This is a genomic window from Streptomyces sp. NBC_00209 (assembly GCF_045206345.1).
GTDB lineage: Bacteria > Actinomycetota > Actinomycetes > Streptomycetales > Streptomycetaceae > Streptomyces.
Map to the genome: position 1 here is coordinate 1,767,809 of NZ_CP108121.1, position 16,017 is coordinate 1,783,825.

Here is a 16,017-nt window from a genome sequence, read left to right on the forward strand (position 1 = left end):
GGGCGACGGGCGCCCCGGAGGGCGTCAGCCCTGGTGGGGGTAGGTGTACTCGGTCGGCGGGACCAGGGTCTCCTTGATGGCCCGGGTGAGGGTCCAGCGCTGGAGGTTCTGGGGGGCGCCGGCCTTGTCGTTCGTACCCGAGGCGCGGCCGCCGCCGAAGGGCTGCTGGCCGACGACGGCACCGGTCGACTTGTCGTTGATGTAGAAGTTGCCCGCGGCGTACCGCAGCTTCTCCATCGTGTACGCGGCCGCCGCGCGGTCGTTGGCGATGACGGAACCGGTGAGGGCGTAGTCGGAGACCGACTCCATCTGCTCCAGCATCGCGTCGTACCGGTCGTCCTCGTAGACGTGCACGGCGAGGATCGGGCCGAAGTACTCGGTCGTGAAGACCTCGCTCGAAGGGTCGGTGCACTCGATGACGGTCGGGCGGACGAAGTAGCCCACCGAGTCGTCGTAGCTGCCGCCCGCGACGATCGTGCACGCCGGGTCGGCGGCGGCGCGGTCGATCGCGGCCTTGTTCTTCGCGAAGGAGCGGTCGTCGATGACGGCGCCCATGAAGTGCGACAGGTCGGTGACGTCACCCATGGTGATGGAGTCGACCTCGGCCGCGAACGCCTCCTTGAAGCCCGAGTTCCAGATGGAGGCCGGGATGTAGGCGCGCGAGGTCGCCGAGCACTTCTGGCCCTGGTACTCGAAGGAGCCACGGGTCAGCGCGGTCTTCAGGATCGCGGGGTCGGCCGACGGGTGGGCGACGACGAAGTCCTTGCCACCGGTCTCGCCGACGAGCCGCGGGTAGGTGCGGTAGTTGGCGATGTTGTTGCCGACGGTCTTCCACAGGTGCTGGAAGGTCGGGGTGGAGCCGGTGAAGTGGATGCCGGCCAGGTCGCGGTGGTTCAGGGCCACCTCGGAGACGGCGATGCCGTCGCCGGTCACCAGGTTGATGACGCCCTTGGGCAGACCGGCCTCCTCCAGGAGCTGCATGAGCAGCACGGCGGCGTGGGTCTGCGTCGGGGACGGCTTCCACACGACGACGTTGCCCATGAGCGCGGGCGCGGTCGGCAGGTTGGCGGCGATGGCCGAGAAGTTGAACGGCGTGATCGCGTAGACGAAGCCCTCCAGCGGGCGGTGGTCCATGCGGTTCCACACGCCCGGGGAGTTGGCCGGGGGCTGCTCGGCGAGGATCTGGCGCGCGTAGTGCACGTTGAAGCGCCAGAAGTCGACCAGCTCGCAGGGGCAGTCGATCTCGGCCTGCTGGGCGGTCTTGCCCTGGCCGAGCATCGTGGAGGCGGCCAGCGTCTCGCGCCACGGGCCGGACAGCAGCTCGGCGGCGCGCAGGATGATCGCGGCGCGGTCGTCGAAGGACATCGCGCGCCAGGCCGGGGCGGCGGCCAGGGCGGCGTCGATCGCGTCCTGGGCGTCCTGCTCGGTGGCACCGGCGAAGGTGCCGAGGACGGCCTTGTGGTTGTGGGGCTGCACGACCTCGACGCGCTCGCCGCCACCCATCCGCTTCTCGCCGCCGATGGTCATCGGCAGGTCGATGGGGTTCTGGCTGAGCTCCTTGAGCTTGGCCTCCAGGCGGGCGCGCTCCGGGGAGCCCGGGGCGTAGGAGTGGACCGGCTCGTTGACCGGCGCGGGGACCTGGGTCACAGCGTCCATGGTGTCCTTGCTCCTTCAAGTAGAGGGGGTGGAGGGGTGCTCAGCCCTTGGTGAGGATGGAGCGGCCGAAGAACAGCAGGTTGGCCGGCTTCTCGGCGAGGCGGCGCATGAAGTACCCGTACCAGTCGGTGCCGTACGCGGTGTAGACACGCATGCGGTGGCCCTCGGCGGCGAGCCGGATGTGCTCGTCGCTGCGGATGCCGTACAGCATCTGGAACTCGTACTCGTCCAGCTTGCGCCCGGCCTTGCGGCCCAGCTCCTGGGCGATGGCGATCAGGCGGGGGTCGTGGGACCCGATCATCGGGTAGCCCTCGCCCTGCATGAGGGTCTTCAGGATGCGGACGTACGCCTTGTCGATCTCGCCCTTGCCCTGGTACGCGACGGAGGCGGGCTCCTTGTAGGCGCCCTTCACGATCCGCACGCGGCTGCCGGCGTCGGCGAGGCGGCGGGCGTCCTCCTCGGTGCGGAAGAGGTACGCCTGGATGACGCAGCCGGTCTGCGGGAAGTCCTTCCGCAGCTCCTCGTGGATGGCGAACATCGAGTCGAGGGTGGTGTGGTCCTCGGCGTCCAGGGTGACCGTGGTGCCGATCGCGGCGGCCGCCTCCACGACGGGGCGCACGTTGGCGAGGGCCAGCTCGTGGCCGCCGTCCAGAGACTGGCCGAACATCGAGAGCTTGACGGACATCTCCGCCCTGGCGCCCAGGCCGAGGTCCTTGAGGCGCTCGACCAGCTCCAGGTAGGCGTCGCGCGCGGCGGCGGCCTGCTCGGGCGTGGTGATGTCCTCGCCGACGACGTCGAGAGTGACTTCGAGGCCCTTGCCGGCGGCGTCCTCGATGACCGGGACGACCTGGCCGACCGTCTCACCGGCGATGAAGCGGTCCACGACCTGCTTGGTGCCGGGCGCGGCCGAGATGAACCGGCGCATCTTGTCGCTTCGCGACGCGGCGAGAATCACGGGACCCAGCACGGGGCACCTCCACGGAAAGTACGAACGAAGCCACACCGCCGTCTATGCCGTGTAACGAACATAAGCGGTACAGCACGGAGAACCACCGTGAAATCTAAGGATCGCGCCGAATCCCTGCCATCGACAGCTGCCACACATCCGTGGACTGGATCTCAGACATATGTCTGAAGGGGTGCGAGAATGGCCGGGTGAAGGACGATTACCAGGAGCTGGTGGACGAGATCTCCGCGCTGCTCGGTGTCCCCGCGACGCTGGAGAACCGGGATTTCGGGCTGGTCGCCTTCGGGGCCCACGACAGCGACGACACCACGGCGATGGACCCGGTCCGCACCCGGTCGATCCTCACCCGCCGCTCCACCCCGGCGGTCCGCGCCTGGTTCGAGAACTTCGGCATCACCCGCGCCACCGGCCCCCTGCGCATCCCCGCCGCCCCCGAGGCAGGCGTCTACCGCGACCGCATCTGCCTGCCGGTACGCCATCGGGGTGTCGTGCTCGGTTACGTGTGGCTGCTCGACGCCGACCCGGGGCCGACCGACCGCCAGCTCGACGCGGCGATGGACGTCGCCGCCCGGATCGGCGCGCTGCTCGCCGACGAGGAGCGGGCGGGCACCGACCTGTCCCGGGAGTTCGGCGCGGTGCTGGCCGCCGGGCGCGGCTGGCAGCGGGACATGGCGGTCGCCGCGCTCGCCGAGGCGCTGGGCCCCGACGCGGACGGGCTGCACACCGTGGTGTGCGTGGCCCCGTGGCCGGAGGCCGCGCCCGCCGTGCGCACCGTCCCCTCGGCGGCGGCGCTGACCGCCGCCCCGCTGCCGGGCCGGTCCGGGCCGCCCGCGCTGGCGGCGCTGATCCGGCTGCGGTCGCCGGAGGTCCTGGACCCCGCGCTCACCGCGGCGAATCGGCTGCGCGCCACTGCCGGGGAGACCGCCACCGCCGGGATCGCGGTCGCGCGCCGGGGCCTCGCGGAGCTGGCGGACGCCTGGCACGAGGCGTCGGCGGCGGCCCGGGCGGCGGCGGCGGAGACCCGGTTCGGCCCGGTCGCCGACTGGCCGGCCATCGGCCCGTACCGCACGCTGACCGCGCTCGCCCCGGACGCCGTGCCGGACCCGGCCGTGCGCCCCCTGCTGACCCCGGCCCAGCGGGACCTGGCCCGCACCGCGGAAGTGTTCCTGGACTGCGCGGGCCAGGCGTCCCGGACCGCCGCCGAGCTGGGCATCCACCGCCAGACGCTGTACTACCGCCTCTCCCGCGTCCAGCAGCTGACGGGCCTCGACCTCAACGACGGCGAGGACCGGCTGCTGCTCCACATGGCCCTGAAGGCGGCCCGGCTACGGTGAGGCGCCGGGGGCTCACAGCCAGGCGGGCGGTGGCGGGGCGGTGATCGGGCGGTCGCTGACCACGGCGGCCATGACCAGGGGCGCGTCCCCGTCGCTGCGTCCGACGCTCACGCCGACCCAGCGGTCCCCGGGGAGCGGGCCCCAGGCGGCCAGGTCGCCGTAGCAGTCCTCGGCGAGGAGGGCGTCGAACAGCGGGGGGACCGGGGCGCCCTCCTCCTTCAGGAGCAGCGCGACATGGACGGCGACGCGGTGGTGCGGGCCCCAGCGGGTGTCCAGCTCCGCGACGAGGGCGTCGAGCCGGGCCTCGGCCGCCTCCTCCGCCTCGTCGGGGTCGTCCTCGTCGTCGCCGTCGTCCCCTTCGGCCCCGGACTCCCAGAGCGGGACGGCCCGGAAGCCCTCGCCGGTGGTCGCCCGCCACTCCCCCGTGTCCGGGTCGCCCTCGGCCACCGTGGGGCCGGCGGCGGGGAGCGGGGCGGTGAGTAGGGCCGCCACCTCGGCGGCGGTGCGCGCGAGGTCGAAGGGCTCGCCGGCCCGGACGGTCATCGGGGGCCCTCGGGGGCCTGGCCGCGGCCTTCCAGGACGATCTTCAGGCCGTCCGTCAGGTCCTGGGCGGAGGGGGCCGTGTCGGCGTCCATCAGCCACTGGACCATGACCCCGGCCAGGAGGGCCTGGGAGAAGAGGCCGGCGACGCGGGCGCGCTCGGGGTCGGCCTCGGGGTCGACGCCCATCATGGACTCGGCGAGTCCGTCGCGGCCGGCGCGCTGCGGTTCGGCGAGCGCCTTGCGCAGCTCGGGATCGGAGTCGATCCGGGAGATGACCTCCATCTGGAGCTGCCAGACGGCCCGGGTCTGCTCATAGCTCCCGATGACCCGTTCCCAGGTAGCGCGGAACTGGTCGAGCGGGGCGGCCAGGACCTCCGGCTCGTCGGCGGGGCCTTCGAACCGTTCGCCCCACTCCTCGGTCAGCTTGACGAAGGCGAGGTTGAGCAGCGCGTCCTTGGAGCCGTAGTGGTAGCCGATGGAGGCGAGATTCGTGCCCGACGCGGCCACGATGTCGCGCGCAGTGGTGCGCGCGTACCCCTTCTCCAGCAGGCAGCGCTTGGCGCCTTCGAGCAGATCCGCACGATGTCCCATGACAGCAGCGTACCCGGCATGCAGACATTTGTGTAAGACACGTGTCTACATACCGGGTACGGGGGGACGCGTGAGGCCCGGAAGGTCAGTCGGTGAGGTTCACCGTGCGGGCCGAGGCGGCACCGATCTCCGAGGAGATCTCGGTGAGCACGGTCGCCGGGACGTCGTCGTCCACGGTGAGGACGACCAGCGCCTCGCCGCCCACGTCGGCACGGGAGACCTGCATGCCCGCGATGTTCAGACCGGCCTCACCGAGGATGCGGCCGACCGTGCCGACGACGCCGGGGCGGTCCTCGTAGCGGAGCACGATCATGTGGTCGGCGAGCGCCAGGTCCACGTCGTGCTCACCGATCGCGACGATCTTCTGGAGGTGCTTGGGACCGGCCAGCGTGCCGGAGACGGCGACCTCCTGGCCATCGGACAGGGTGCCCCGGACGGTGACCACGTTGCGGTGCTCGGGCGACTCGGAGCTGGTGGTGAGGCGGACCTCGACCCCGCGCTCCTGGGCGAACAGCGGAGCGTTCACGTACGACACGGTCTCGTCCACGACGTCCTCGAACACGCCCTTGAGCGCGGAGAGTTCGAGCACCTTGACGTCGTGCTGGGTGATCTCGCCGTAGACCTCGACGTCGAGGCGGGCGGCGACCTCGCCGGCCAGCGCGGTGAAGATCCGGCCCAGCTTCTCGGCGAGCGGCAGCCCGGGGCGCACGTCCTCGGCGATGACGCCGCCCTGGACGTTGACCGCGTCCGGGACGAGCTCACCGGCGAGCGCGAGGCGCACGGACTTGGCGACCGCGATGCCCGCCTTCTCCTGGGCCTCGTCGGTGGAGGCGCCGAGGTGCGGGGTGCAGACGACCTGGTCGAACTGGAAGAGCGGGGAGTCCGTGCAGGGCTCCTTCGCGTACACGTCGAGACCGGCGCCGGCGACGCGGCCCTCCTTGAGCGCGGAGGCCAGCGCCTCCTCGTCCACGATGCCGCCGCGCGCGGCGTTGACGATGCGCACGGTGGGCTTCACCTTGTGAAGCGCCTCGTCGCCGATCAGGCCCAGCGTCTCGGGGGTCTTCGGGAGGTGCACGGTGATGAAGTCGGCGACCTCCAGGAGCTCGTCCAGCGAGAGGAGCTTGACGCCCATCTGCGCGGCGCGCGCGGGCTGCACATAGGGGTCGTAGGCGACGATCTTCATGCCGAAGGCGGACATGCGCTGGGCGACCAGGACGCCGATGCGGCCGAGGCCGACGACGCCGAGGGTCTTCTCGCTCAGCTCGACGCCGGTGTACTTCGAGCGCTTCCACTCGCCGTTCTTCAGGGCGGTGTTGGCCTGCGGAATGTGGCGCGCGGTGGCCACGAGCAGACCGCAGGCCAGCTCGGCGGCGGTGACGATGTTGGAGGTCGGCGCGTTCACGACCATGACGCCGGCCTTGGTCGCGGCGGAGACGTCGACGTTGTCCAGACCGACGCCCGCGCGGGCGACGACCTTCAGCTTCTTCGCGGCGGCGATGGCCTCGGCGTCGACCTTGGTGGCGGAGCGCACCAGGATGGCGTCGACATCGGCGATGGCGGGGAGGAGCTCGGCGCGGTCCGCGCCGTTGCAGTGCCGGATCTCGAAGTCCGGGCCCAGGGCGTCCACCGTGGCGGGCGACAGCTCTTCAGCGATGAGTACGACAGGTTTCGAGCTCACGTGAGTCCTCACAGATCCAGTGCGGACGGCCGTCCCGACGGCCGCAGGCGTGGAGGGGCTTGCCGCGTGGAAGACGCACGACACTGTGGGCCTGACGCGTATATGTGGAGCAGTGTAGTCATGCGCGAGACCCCGATCAGCGCCCCTTCGGAAGGATCACCCGCACGAGTGCGTGGGCCCCGGGGGCGGAGGTGACCCGCCCCCGGGGCTCGGGGGTTACGCGTCCTCGTCGTTGACCCAGCTCATGAGCTTGCGCAGCTCACGGCCGGTGGTCTCCAGGAGGTGGTTCTCGTCGGCCTTCTTGTACTCGTTGTACTTGGGCAGACCGTTGTGGTACTCGGCCATCCAGTTCTTGGCGAAGGTGCCGTCCTGGATCTCGGTGAGAACCTTCTTCATCTCGGCCTTGGTGGCGTCCGTGATGATGCGCGGGCCGGTGACGTAGTCGCCCCACTCGGCGGTCTCCGAGATGGACCAGCGCATCTTCTCCAGGCCGCCCTCGTACATGAGGTCCACGATGAGCTTCAGCTCGTGCAGGCACTCGAAGTACGCGATCTCCGGCTGGTAACCGGCCTCGGTCAGGGTCTCGAAACCGGCCTTCACCAGGGCGGCGGTGCCACCGCAGAGGACGGCCTGCTCGCCGAAGAGGTCGGTCTCGGTCTCCTCGGTGAAGGTCGTCTTGATGACGCCGGCGCGGGTGCCGCCGATGCCCTTGGCGTACGAGAGGGCGAGCGCCAGGCCGTTGCCCGTGGCGTCCTGCTCGACGGCCACGATGCACGGAACGCCGCGGCCCTCCTCGTACTGGCGGCGGACCAGGTGGCCCGGGCCCTTGGGGGCGACCATGCAGACGTCGACGTCGGCCGGCGGCTTGATGAAGTCGAAGCGGATGTTCAGGCCGTGGCCGAAGAACAGCGCGTCGCCGTCCTTGAGGTTGTCCTTGATGGACTCCTCGTAGACCTGGGCCTGGATCGGGTCCGGGACGAGGATCATGATGACGTCGGCCTCGGCGGCGGCCTCGGACGGGGTCACCACGCGCAGGCCCTGCTCCTCGGCCTTGGCCTTGGACTTGGAACCCTCGTGCAGACCGACACGGACGTCGACACCCGAGTCACGCAGCGACAGCGCGTGGGCGTGGCCCTGGCTGCCGTAGCCGATGACCGCGACCTTGCGGCCCTGGATGATGGACAGGTCGGCATCGTCGTCGTAGAACAGCTCGGCCACTGGGTCTTCTCCTTGGTGTGCAGGTGTTGCGTCCCACCGTACGGCGGGGTGCGTCAGATACGTTTTCGGGTCTCGCCATACGAGCGGGGCGGCGGGACCTCCGGCTCTACGCCGAGCGGTCGAGGGCGCGCAGGGACCGGTCGGTGATCGAGCGCGCGCCGCGCCCTATGGCGATGGTGCCGGACTGGACGAGCTCCTTGATGCCGTACTGCTCCAGCATCTTGAGCATCGCCTCCAGCTTGTCGGCGCCGCCGGTCGCCTCGATCGTGACGGCCTCGGGCGAGACGTCGACGGTCTTGGCGCGGAACAGCTGGACGATCTCGACGATCTGGGAGCGGGTCTCGCTGTCGGCGCGGACCTTCACCAGGACGAGCTCGCGCTGGATCGCAGCGGACGGCTCGAGTTCGACGATCTTCAGGACGTTGACCAGCTTGTTGAGCTGCTTGGTGACCTGCTCCAGAGGCAGGTCCTCGACGTTCACGACGATGGTGATGCGCGAGATGTCGGGGTGTTCGGTGGTGCCGACCGCGAGCGAGTCGATGTTGAAGCCGCGGCGGGAGAACAGGGCGGTGATCCGGGCCAGGACACCGGGCTTGTTCTCGACCAGGACGGAGAGCGTGTGCTTGGTGGACATGAGGTCGGTCTCTCTCTGTCTCTCAGTCGTCTTCGTTGTCGCCGAAGTCGGGGCGGACGCCCCGGGCGGCCATGACCTCGTCGTTGGAGGTGCCGGCGGCGACCATCGGCCACACCATGGCGTCCTCGTGGACGATGAAGTCGATGACGACCGGGCGGTCGTTGACCGCGTTCGCCTCGGCGATGACCTTGTCCAGGTCGGCCGGGTCCTCGCAGCGGATCGCGTAGCAGCCCATGGCCTCGGAGAGCTTCACGAAGTCGGGCACCCGGGTGCCCTTCGCCGCGTTGCCGTCGGTGTCGGCGCCGGAGTGCAGCACGGTGTTGGAGTACCGCTGGTTGTAGAACAGGGTCTGCCACTGGCGGACCATCCCGAGCGCGCCGTTGTTGATGATGGCGATCTTGACCGGGATGTTGTTCAGGGCGCAGGTGGTGAGCTCCTGATTGGTCATCTGGAAGCAGCCGTCGCCGTCGATCGCCCAGACCGTGCGGTCGGGCATGCCGGCCTTGGCGCCCATCGCGGCCGGGACCGCGTAGCCCATGGTCCCGGCGCCGCCGGAGTTGAGCCAGGTGGCGGGCTGCTCGTACTGGATGAAGTGCGAGGCCCACATCTGGTGCTGGCCGACGCCCGCGGCGAAGATCGTGTCCGGCGGGGCGAGCTCGCCGATGCGCTGGATGACCTGCTGCGGCGAGAGGCTGCCGTCCTCGGGGAGGTCGTAGCCGAGCGGGTAGGTCTCGCGCCAGCGGTTGAGGTCCTTCCACCAGGCGCTGTAGTCCCCGGTGTGGCCCTCGGTGTGCTCGGCCTGGACGGCCTGGACGAGGTCGGCGATGACCTCGCGGGCGTCGCCCACGATCGGGACGTCGGCCGCGCGGTTCTTGCCGATCTCCGCGGGGTCGATGTCCGCGTGGACGATCTTGGCGTACGGGGCGAAGCTGTCGAGCTTGCCGGTGACGCGGTCGTCGAAGCGGGCACCGAGGGCGACGATCAGGTCGGCCTTCTGCAGCGCGGTGACGGCGGTGACCGCACCGTGCATCCCGGGCATTCCCACGTGCAGCGGGTGGCTGTCGGGGAAGGAGCCGAGCGCCATCAGGGTGGTGGTGACGGGCGCTCCGGTCAGCTCGGCCAGCACCTTGAGTTCGGCGGTGGCCCCGGCCTTCATGACGCCGCCGCCCACGTAGAGCACCGGGCGCTTGGCCTGGGTGATGAGCTTGGCGGCCTCGCGGATCTGCTTGGCGTGCGGCTTGGTCACCGGGCGGTAGCCGGGCAGGTCCATGACCGGCGGCCAGCTGAAGGTGGTCTTCGCCTGGAGCGCGTCCTTGGCGATGTCGACCAGGACCGGGCCCGGGCGGCCGGAGGCGGCGATGTGGAACGCCTCGGCGATGGTGTGCGGGATGTCCTCGGCCTTGGTGACCAGGAAGTTGTGCTTCGTGACCGGCATCGTGATGCCGCAGATGTCCGCCTCCTGGAAGGCGTCCGTACCGATGGCGGCGGAGGCCACCTGGCCGGTGATCGCGACGATCGGCACCGAGTCCAGGTACGCGTCGGCGATCGGGGTGACCAGGTTGGTGGCGCCGGGGCCCGAGGTGGCCATGCAGACACCGACCTTGCCGGTGGCCTGCGCGTAACCGGTGGCCGCGTGGCCGGCGCCCTGCTCGTGGCGGACCAGGACGTGCCGGACGCGCTGCGAGTCCATCATCGGGTCGTACGCCGGAAGGATCGCGCCGCCGGGAATGCCGAATACCGTGTCGGCCCCCACCTCTTCGAGGGAGCGGATGAGGGACTGCGCACCCGTGACGTGCTCAACGGTGGCGGAGGGCGATCCGCCGCTACGGGCCCGCGGCTGGGGATGGTGGGCCCCGGTGGCCTGCTCGGTCATCGGCATTCTCTTCTCGAAGCTGAGGTTTTTTGCGAGTGTTTTACGACGTTTTGCCTGGTCCGGTGCAACAAAAAACCCCTCGTGCCGTGAGGCAAGCGAGGGGAGCGCGCCGGTGCGGTCCGCAGAGTGTCATGGAGGACCCTGCTTCAGCCGACGCGCTTTCCAAGTACGAGAATTCGGGTGCGCATGGCATTGACCCTCTCTCCGACGCACGTGGAGTGTCAAGTGGGTGGGACGGACGTCTCACCATGTGAGCGGCTGAGGGACGGGGTCGCACCGCCCGTGAGGACCTTCTGCGCGGGCACCCCGGCGGGCACCGGGAACGTGCCGCGAACCAGGGCGCGGCGCAGCCGGTACTCGTCCAGCGGCCCCGAGAAGGCCGCGCCCTGGCCGTGCGTACAGCCCATGGCGCGCAGGGCGAGGACCTGCTCCGGGACGTCCACGCCGTCGGCCACGGACTGCATGCCGAGGTCGCAGGCGATCCTGAGCAGCCCGCTGGTGATCTTGTGCAGCCGGGCCGACTCCACGACGCCCTCCACCAGGCCCCGGTCCAGCTTGAGCACGTCGATGGGGAGGCGGCGCAGGGCGTTGATCGCGGCGTAGCCGCTGCCGAAGCCGTCGAGCGCGATCCGGACGCCCAGCCGGCGCAGCGCGGCCAGCCGCTGTTCCAGGTCCTCGAAGGGGACCCGGGGATCGCTGTCCGCGACCTCGATCATGAGCGCCCCGGAGGGCAGCCCGTAGCGCGTGAGCAGCGCCTCGACGGAGCCGGCCGGGAAGCCCCGGTCGAGCAGCCGGCGGGCCGGGAGGCGGACGGACACCGCGGTCCGGTGGCCCGCCCTGGCCCGGTCGGCGGCCTGCTCGACGGCCTCTTCGAGCAGCCAGCGGCCCAGCTCCGCGGTGCGGTCGCCGTCCTCGGAGATCCGCAGGAACTCGGCGGGCGTGAACAGGATGCCCTGGGCGGAGCGCCAGCGGGCCTGGGCGGCGACGGCGGCGACCCGGCCGGTGGCGAGGTGCACCACGGGCTGGTGGAGGAGCGCGAACTCGCCGTCGCGCAGGGCGCCGCGCAGCCGGGTCGCCAGCTCGGAGCGGCGGACCACGTCGGCCTGCATCTGCGGGGCGTACAGCTCGACGCGGTTCTTGCCGCCGGCCTTGGCGCGGTACATGGCGAGGTCCGCGTTGCGCATGAGGTCGTTGGGGGTGATGCCGGGCTCGGCGAAGGCGACGCCGATGGAGGCGGTGACCCGGACCTCGCCGTCGCCGACGCGGTAGGGCTCGGAGAGCGTGAGGCGCAGCCGGTCGGCGATCTCGTGGACCTGGCACTCGCGGGCGTCCTGCTCGCGGCCGGCGTCGCCGACGATGAGGGCGGCGAACTCGTCGCCCCCGAGGCGGGCGGCGGTGTCCCCGGAGCGGACGGACTCGTGGAGGCGGCGGGCGGCCTGGACGAGCAGTTCGTCGCCCGCTTGGTGGCCGAGCCGGTCGTTGGCCGCCTTGAAGCCGTCCAGGTCGATGAAGAGGACGGCGGTGCCCGCGTCCCCGGCGCGGCGGCCGGAGAGCGCCTGGCGGACCCGGGTGGTGAACAGGGCCCGGTTGGGCAGGTCGGTGAGCGGGTCGTGCTCGGCGTTGTGCTGCAACTGGGCCTGGAGGCGTACGCGTTCGGTGACGTCCCGGCTGTTGAGGATCAGGCCGCCCTGGTGGCGGTTGACGGTGGACTCGACGTTGAGCCAGTCGCCGGAGCCGGACCGGAAGCGGCACTCGATGCGGGTGGCGGGCTCCTCGCCGGGCGGGGCGGCGAGGAAGCGGCGGACCTCGTGGACGACCCGGCCGAGGTCGTCGGGGTGGATGATCGAGGACAGCTCGGCGCCGACCAGCTCGTCCGCGTCGCGCCCGTAGACACCGGCGGCGGCGGGGCTGACGTAGCGCAGGACGCCGCTGGGGGCGGCGATCATGATGACGTCGCTGGAGCCCTGCACCAGGGAGCGGAAGTGGTTCTCCTTCTGGGCCAGTTCCTGGGTGAGGGCGATGTTGTCGAGGAGCATGATGCCCTGGCGGACGACGAGCGCGAGGACCACCGTGCACCCGGTGAGGACGACGACGCGGTCCACCCGGCGGCCCTCGATCACGTTGTACAGGATGCCCAGGGTGCAGACGGCCGCGGCGAGATACGGGGTCAGCGCGGCCAGTGAGCCGGCGATGGGGCGGCTGGTGGTGCGCGGGGCGGCCGGATCCGCCCGCTCCTCCTCGGCTTGGACAGCGTTGTCCGCGTCGCGCGCGGCGCCCCAGGGCGCGTACGCGAGGAGCAGCGAGCCGGCGAACCAGCCGGCGTCGAGCAACTGGCCGGAGTGGTAGGTCTGGCGGAGCAGCGGCGAGGTGAACAGGGCGTCGCAGAGCACCGTCAGGGCGAGCGCGGCGATGGCGGTGTTCACCGCGGCGCGGTTGACGCTGGAGCGCCGGAAGTGCAGGGCGAGGACCATCGACACGAGCACGATGTCGAGCAGCGGGTAGGCCAGCGAGAGCGCGGCGCGGGCCACGCTGTCGCCCTCGATGTCCGCGACGTGCGCGGTGTGGGCGAGGGCGAGGCTCCAGGACAGGGTGAGCAGCGAGCCGCCGATCAGCCAGGAGTCGAGGGCCAGGCAGACCCAGCCGGCACGGGTGACGGGCCGCTTGGCGAGGACGAGGAGTCCGACGATCGCGGGCGGCGCGAAGCAGAGGAAGAAGACGTCGGCGAGGGACGGGCTCGGGACCCGGACCGCGCGCACGCACTCGTACCAGCCCCAGACGGCGTTGCCGCCCGCGGCCATCAGCGAGGAGAGCGCGAACAGCAGCCAGGCCGGGCGGAATCTCGGGTCGGCGACGCGGGCGTAGAGGAAGCAGGAGACGGCGGCGGCGAGGGCGGCGGCGCTGAGGCCGAAGTCCCCCATGAACAGGGCGACCTGGGCCGAGCCCCAGCCGGTGGTCGCGCCCACCGCGTAACCGCCGCAGACGAGGGCGAGGACGAGCTGCGGGAGCAGCGCGGAGGTGCGGCCCGCCCCGGACTGCCGGGTGAGGAACGCTCCGCGGGCGCTCGCCGGGGCGCTCACCGCGGCCCTCCCGAGGTCCCCGGCCGGCTGCGCCACCGGCGCACCGGGCCCTCCGCGCGCCGTCGCCGCCCTTGTCGTGTCGGATCGTTCGCCCATCGGCCGTCCATCGCCCGTCGCCCCCTCGCGTGTGGCTGGCTCCCCGGCGCCGTCCCTGCCACGGCGCGACACCCCTTTCGGGACGATACACCAGACTCGTCACTCAGGGACATAGTTCCTCTACTCTCCGTGACGACCTGCGGTGTTGTGGCCACGGAGGGGAGCCGGACGTGCTCGTTACGTGGTCAGCCGGTGGTGCGTACGACGTTGTCCAGCGGCTGCCCCGCGGCGAAGCGGGTGAGCTGTCCGGCGATCAGCCGCTTGGCGCGCGGCAGGAACGCGGAGGTGCTGCCGCCGACGTGCGGGGTGATGAGGACGTTCGGAGCATGCCAGAGGGGATGGCCGGAAGGCAGCGGTTCCGGGTCGGTGACGTCGAGGGCGGCGCGCAGCCTGCCGGACTCGAGTTCGGACAGCAGGGCCTTGGTGTCGACCACGCCGCCCCGCGCGACGTTCACCAGGAGGGCCCCGTCGCGCATCGCGGCGAGGAAGTCCGCGCCCGCCAGCCCCTGCGTGGAGGGGTTCAACGGGGTGGAGAGGATGACCACATCGGCCTCGGGCAGCAGGGTGGGGAGGTCGTCGAGTGTGTGTACGGGGCCGCGTGCGGTTGTCCGTGCGGAGCGCGCGACGCGTGCGACCCGCGCGCACTCGAATGGCGCGAGCCGGTCCTCGATGGCCGAGCCGATCGATCCGTACCCCACGATCAGCACGGACTTGTCGGCGAGCGCGGGGTAGAAGCCGGACCGCCACTCCTCGTTGTCCTGGCCGTGCACGAAGCCGGGGAACCCGCGCAGCGAGGCCAGGATCAGCGCGAGGGTCAGCTCGGCGGTGGACGCCTCGTGAACGCCCTTGGCATTGCAGACGCTGACGCCCGCGTGCAGCCCGGCGAGGCCCGGCTCGACGTGGTCGGTGCCCGCCGACAGCGTCTGCACGACCTGGACGCGGCTCATCGCACCGAGCGGCCGGACCGCGACCTCCATGCCCTTCATGTAGGGGACGACGTAGTAGGCGCAGTCGGCGGGGTCGGCCGGGTAGTCCTTCCCGCCGTCCCAGAAGTGGTACGTCAGGCCCTCGGGAAGCCCGTCGATCCCGTCGGCCGGGAGGGGCAGCCAGACCTCGGGGGCGGGGGCGGAATGCGTGGTGGAAGTCATGGCCAGGAGGCTATGCGAAGCCCTCCGGGATGCAGAGGTTAGGTTGTTGTGGGTGCGAAGGAAGGTTCGGGGAGTTGGAGCGCAGGAGTCTGGGTGCGGCGGCGCTCGCCGTGGGTGCGGTCGGTCTCGGCTGCATGCCGATGAGCTGGGCGTACAGCGCCTCGCAGCAGCGGGGCGACCGTGCGCTGCGGGCGGTGCACGCGGCACTCGACGTGGGCGTCGATCTGCTCGACACCGCCGACATGTACGGCCCCTTCACCAATGAGCTGCTGGTGGGGCGGGCCCTCAAGGGACGGCGCTCGGAGGCGTTCGTGTCCACCAAGTGCGGGCTTCTGGTGGGTGATCAGCACATCGTGGCCAACGGCAGGCCGGGTTACGTGCGGAGGGCCTGCGACGCCTCGCTGCGGCGGCTCCAGACCGATGTGATCGACCTCTACCAGCTCCACCGCGCCGACCCCGAGGTGCCCGTCGAGGAGACCTGGGGCGCGATGGCGGAGTTGGTGGGCGCGGGCAAGGTGCGGGCGCTGGGGCTGTGCGCGGTCGGTGCTCGGGCGTCGCGGCGGCGGGGTGCCCGGATGCATGACGGAACGATCCGGCAGCTGGAGCGGGTGCAGCAGGTCTTCCCGGTCAGCGCGGTGCAGGCGGAGCTCTCGGTGTGGTCGCCGCAGGCGCTGGAGTCGCTGCTGCCGTGGTGCGCGGACCGGGGCGTCGGCTTCCTGGCCGCGATGCCGCTGGGCAACGGCTTCCTCACCGGGACGCTGACGCCGGGCCAGGGGTTCGAGCCGGAGGACCTGCGGGCCCGGCATCCCCGGTTCACGGCGGAGATGATGGCGGCGAACCAGCCGTTGGTGGTGGGGCTGCGCCGGGTCGCCGAGCGGCACGGGGCGACGCCCGCGCAGGTGGCCCTGGCCTGGGTGCTGCACCAGGGCCCCCAGGTGGTGCCGGTGCCCGGCACCAAGCGGGCGGACTGGGCGGTGGAGAACGCGGGCGCGGCCGGATTGACCCTGACGGAGCGCGACCTGGCGGAGATCGACCGGCTGCCGGCGCCGCGCGAGTCCTGGGACTAGAAACCGGTCCGGAAAGCGCCCCGGCCCGGGCGGCATCGGTGTAAGAACAGGGGACAGGCGGCCGTTGAAGGGACAGGTGTGGTGGTGGGATCAGTGCAGGGGCCCGAGAGGCTTACGGGGCAGGGCCGGGGCGGTC

At 71.4% G+C, this 16,017-nt stretch carries 12 protein-coding genes; 2 read left to right on the forward strand and 10 right to left on the reverse strand.

Going from position 1 to position 16,017, the window contains the following annotated elements; all coding sequences use genetic code 11:
* Positions 1 to 24 precede the first annotated feature (24 nt).
* Positions 25 to 1,656: an L-glutamate gamma-semialdehyde dehydrogenase gene (pruA, locus tag OG867_RS07660; RefSeq protein ID WP_328902544.1), complete on the reverse strand. Its 1,632-nt coding sequence runs from the start codon at positions 1,654 to 1,656 to the stop codon at positions 25 to 27.
* A gap of 40 nt (positions 1,657 to 1,696) precedes the next feature.
* A complete protein-coding gene (locus OG867_RS07665; protein WP_406283810.1) occupies positions 1,697 to 2,623 on the reverse strand; it encodes a proline dehydrogenase family protein in 927 nt (308 codons plus the stop codon).
* 188 nt (positions 2,624 to 2,811) lie between these two features.
* Between OG867_RS07665 and OG867_RS07670 the strand changes: the two genes are divergently transcribed.
* Positions 2,812 to 3,957, forward strand: coding sequence for a helix-turn-helix domain-containing protein (locus OG867_RS07670; protein ID WP_328902542.1), 1,146 nt, complete (start codon positions 2,812 to 2,814; stop codon positions 3,955 to 3,957).
* 12 nt (positions 3,958 to 3,969) lie between these two features.
* Here OG867_RS07670 and OG867_RS07675 read toward each other — a convergent pair whose 3' ends face one another.
* The 8 genes from OG867_RS07675 to OG867_RS07710 form a co-directional block, all read right to left on the reverse strand.
* Positions 3,970 to 4,500, reverse strand: coding sequence for a hypothetical protein (locus OG867_RS07675; RefSeq protein ID WP_406283812.1), 531 nt, complete (start codon positions 4,498 to 4,500; stop codon positions 3,970 to 3,972).
* Complete coding sequence (locus OG867_RS07680) at positions 4,497 to 5,090, reverse strand: TetR/AcrR family transcriptional regulator (RefSeq protein WP_328902540.1); 594 nt, start codon at positions 5,088 to 5,090, stop codon at positions 4,497 to 4,499. The genes OG867_RS07675 and OG867_RS07680 overlap by 4 nt, the downstream gene beginning before the upstream one ends.
* Positions 5,091 to 5,175: 85 nt before the next feature.
* Complete coding sequence (gene serA, locus OG867_RS07685) at positions 5,176 to 6,768, reverse strand: phosphoglycerate dehydrogenase (RefSeq protein WP_328902539.1); 1,593 nt, start codon at positions 6,766 to 6,768, stop codon at positions 5,176 to 5,178.
* Positions 6,769 to 6,984: 216 nt separating this feature from the next.
* Positions 6,985 to 7,986, reverse strand: coding sequence for a ketol-acid reductoisomerase (gene ilvC, locus OG867_RS07690; RefSeq protein WP_406283814.1), 1,002 nt, complete (start codon positions 7,984 to 7,986; stop codon positions 6,985 to 6,987).
* Between the two features lie 106 nt (positions 7,987 to 8,092).
* Entirely contained in the window at positions 8,093 to 8,620 is a 528-nt protein-coding gene (ilvN, locus tag OG867_RS07695; RefSeq protein WP_327370018.1) for an acetolactate synthase small subunit, read from the reverse strand.
* Positions 8,621 to 8,642: 22 nt separating this feature from the next.
* Positions 8,643 to 10,499 (reverse strand): acetolactate synthase large subunit, encoded by a 1,857-nt coding sequence (locus OG867_RS07700; RefSeq protein WP_406283817.1) that lies wholly within the window; start codon positions 10,497 to 10,499, stop codon positions 8,643 to 8,645.
* A 215-nt stretch (positions 10,500 to 10,714) separates the two neighbouring features.
* Positions 10,715 to 13,570 (reverse strand): putative bifunctional diguanylate cyclase/phosphodiesterase, encoded by a 2,856-nt coding sequence (locus OG867_RS07705; protein WP_406283819.1) that lies wholly within the window; start codon positions 13,568 to 13,570, stop codon positions 10,715 to 10,717.
* Between the two features lie 281 nt (positions 13,571 to 13,851).
* On the reverse strand, positions 13,852 to 14,814 hold the full coding sequence (locus OG867_RS07710; protein ID WP_328902535.1) for a 2-hydroxyacid dehydrogenase: 963 nt from the start codon (positions 14,812 to 14,814) through the stop codon (positions 13,852 to 13,854).
* 74 nt (positions 14,815 to 14,888) lie between these two features.
* Between OG867_RS07710 and OG867_RS07715 the strand changes: the two genes are divergently transcribed.
* Positions 14,889 to 15,881 (forward strand): aldo/keto reductase, encoded by a 993-nt coding sequence (locus OG867_RS07715; protein ID WP_406283821.1) that lies wholly within the window; start codon positions 14,889 to 14,891, stop codon positions 15,879 to 15,881.
* Positions 15,882 to 16,017 lie beyond the last annotated feature (136 nt).